This is a genomic window from Rubripirellula amarantea (genome assembly GCF_007859865.1).
Lineage (GTDB): Bacteria > Planctomycetota > Planctomycetia > Pirellulales > Pirellulaceae > Rubripirellula > Rubripirellula amarantea.
In genome coordinates this window covers 1-2,516 of sequence record NZ_SJPI01000009.1, presented here as the reverse complement: position 1 = coordinate 2,516, position 2,516 = coordinate 1, and the positions used below count along the sequence as shown (strand labels likewise).

The 2,516-nt window shown below is 52.3% G+C and carries 3 protein-coding genes; all 3 read left to right on the top strand.

Features of this window, described 5'->3' with window-relative positions:
- Nucleotides 1–146: 146 nt before the first annotated feature.
- The 3 genes from Pla22_RS25115 (at nucleotide 147) to Pla22_RS25105 (ending at nucleotide 2,377) form a co-directional block, all read left to right on the top strand.
- Nucleotides 147–791 carry a PEP-CTERM sorting domain-containing protein gene (locus Pla22_RS25115; protein WP_146517661.1) on the top strand — a complete coding sequence of 215 codons (645 nt, stop codon included), beginning with the start codon at nucleotides 147–149 and terminating at the stop codon, nucleotides 789–791.
- 86 nt (nucleotides 792–877) lie between these two features.
- Nucleotides 878–1,651 (top strand): serine protease family protein, encoded by a 774-nt coding sequence (locus tag Pla22_RS25110; protein WP_146517660.1) that lies wholly within the window; start codon nucleotides 878–880, stop codon nucleotides 1,649–1,651.
- Between the two features lie 123 nt (nucleotides 1,652–1,774).
- The gene (locus Pla22_RS25105; protein WP_146517659.1) at nucleotides 1,775–2,377 is read left to right on the top strand and encodes a hypothetical protein; all 603 of its coding nucleotides are present in this window, start codon (nucleotides 1,775–1,777) and stop codon (nucleotides 2,375–2,377) included.
- Nucleotides 2,378–2,516 lie beyond the last annotated feature (139 nt).

Here is a 2,516-nt window from a genome sequence, read left to right as displayed (position 1 = left end):
GCCTTGATACCTGGCATCGCCATGGCGGATAACCATGGGTTGCACACGGAGTCGGGCTTGCGGGTATACTCAAGTGGATCGCCGAACACTCCCGACCCGGTGAACCCTACCGTTACACGTTGAGTACTTAATTTACGAGCTACCCCATGATTAAAGAGTGTTTTCTATTTGTTACGCTTGTTGCATTGGCATTTGTATCCGAAATCCGCGCCGACATCATCACTAATGGAAGTTTTGAAGAACCTTCGATTACCGCCAATACTTCTACTATTTTGACTCCGGCGTTTTGGACGACGGAAGGCACGTCTCCAGCCTTGCACAACGGATTTCCAACCAATGGTTTCCCGGGCGCACAACAAGGAGACCAATACCTTGGCATGGGAGTCGCGGGCGGCGGAATACCAAACGGAATATCACAAATCATCTCGATTCCTACAGCAGGCACTTATCAGTTCACGTGGTTCGATACAACGCTCGTTGGATTTGGCACATCTTCTCCTTACGACATCAGAATCCTCGACCTTTCTGATAACCTAATTGCTTCTGACTCGTTTGAGGCTTACACCGGAACCACTGTTTGGAATCCCAGGTCCTTTGAGGTCAATCTTCTATCCGATGATTTCACACTCGAAGTTATCCCTACGGGTCCATCCGGCCGGGTAGCAACATTCTTCGACAATATTTCGGTAACCGCCGTGCCAGAACCAGATTCGCTAATCTTCCTGGCAACTGGATGTCTTGCGTGTTTCTTACGACGAAATAGGCGAGCAGAACGTGTAACCATGCGGTGAACGGGAGTTCGCGAGCTGCGTTTACTCTACAGAACAGATCAACCGCGCGAACCCCGTTACCGCGACCGTTATCCGACTGAACAAATATGCGTCTGATCGTTCTTTTCGCTTGCCTGCTCATCGTTGCACTGACGCCGCTACCGTCGCTTAGCCAAGACAGCGTTTTTGAACGATGGGACCGCGCCGTTTGCCTACATTCACCTGGAACTAAACCGGAAAGCGACACTTTTGCGTCTGGCTTCGTCGTTGAACAGTCTGGCACACTTTTTCTCGTAACTGCCAGTCACGCCGCGCATCAAACACAGGGAACATCTCGATTACGATTTCGTTGCTTGGATGGTACTTCACAATGGGTTTCACTCGCGATCCTGTTTCCCGGAAATGGAAATCCTTGGGTGCCGAATCGTTCCTCTGATGTTGCGATTGCTTTGATCGCAAGTTCTGGTCCGGCGAAACCATATCACACACTGCTGGCTGGTATCGCAATTCCAGTCGACAAACTTGTTACCGAAGTACCACGTCGCACAACCCAAGTTGAGGTAGCTGGCTTTCCGTTCGGCTTTGGTGTCGAGCCAGATGTCAAACCGCTTGTGGTCGTGACGCGAATCGCATCCGTAGAGCTAAAGGCTAAGAACCAGTGGGGTACTGAACCGATCGTATATTCGTCTCCGGCGATTGCGCAGGGAACAAGTGGCGGGCCAGCCTTTTTGACTGTTAATGATCCCGAGAGCTGCGATGTGATTGGAATGTATGTCGGCGTTTGTTTCGATGCCTCAGGCGGAAAGCTGTCCAAGCTAGTGCCTTCGTCGGTCATACGAACCGCGATCAAAGCCCAATCTGATCCGGGGGACGGCGGATAACCCACGCATGCACCGGAGCGGCGATGATGGTTTTTTCCTGATTGAGACCGTCCCATCGCCGCCCGGTGATGCGGGTCGTTATCCGACTTGGTGAATTCGACCGATGCTAATCTGGATTCCGCATTGACATTCAAAGACGCCTTTCCGCTCGAAATCGAATTTGACGTTGATCGCAAGCGACTCCTCGACTACTTGCTGGCGCAGGCACGGATCGGCTGCTTCGGCTCTGCTTTGCCCTTTTGCTTACTCTTTAGTCTTCCGTTTTTCAAGGCTCACATGTTGCCGTACCAAAATGCTGGTGCATTGCTCTGGCTTGGCTGGCTTACGGTTTACTTGATTGCCGGGTGTGTCGTCTGTGCGCTGTTTGGCTCCATCCTTTACTTCTCGTACTTTCGCCCGTCCGCACGACTCCAAGCAGCAAACCTGCGTGTCATGGTGGACGGCCCCTACTTACGACTTGTCACCGGCGGTTTTATCCTTCTCGATCAACGCTTCCACTTTCGTGATGTATCGTCCTACGGAACGATCCAAGGACCACTTCTGCGTCGGCACGGCCTTAAATCACTGACATTCCGAATGCAAGGACGCCCTAGCACTCCTCCACTTTCGGTTGCCGGCCTTGTTGACCCTGATCGGGTTCGTGATGTACTCTGCGAAATCGACGCATCGCGTGAACTTACTATCTCGTTCCCGGACGATGCGACTGAAACTGGATCGGACGGATAACCATCGCATGCACCGGAGCGGCGGTGGTTGCTTTCTTTTTCTGCTTGCACGTCTTTCGCCGCCGCCCTCGTTGTTACACACATCTTTGATTCGCTCCAGGTCCGAAAGCGAGCCAGCACGTTGCCATGATGTGCATGGC

Excerpts from the sequence above, each read along its gene's own strand:
- Pla22_RS25110 (WP_146517660.1), top strand. The coding sequence starts at position 878 with ATGCGTCTGATCGTTCTTTTCGCTTGCCTGCTCATCGTTGCACTGACG.
- Pla22_RS25115 (WP_146517661.1), top strand. The coding sequence starts at position 147 with ATGATTAAAGAGTGTTTTCTATTTGTTACGCTTGTTGCATTGGCATTT.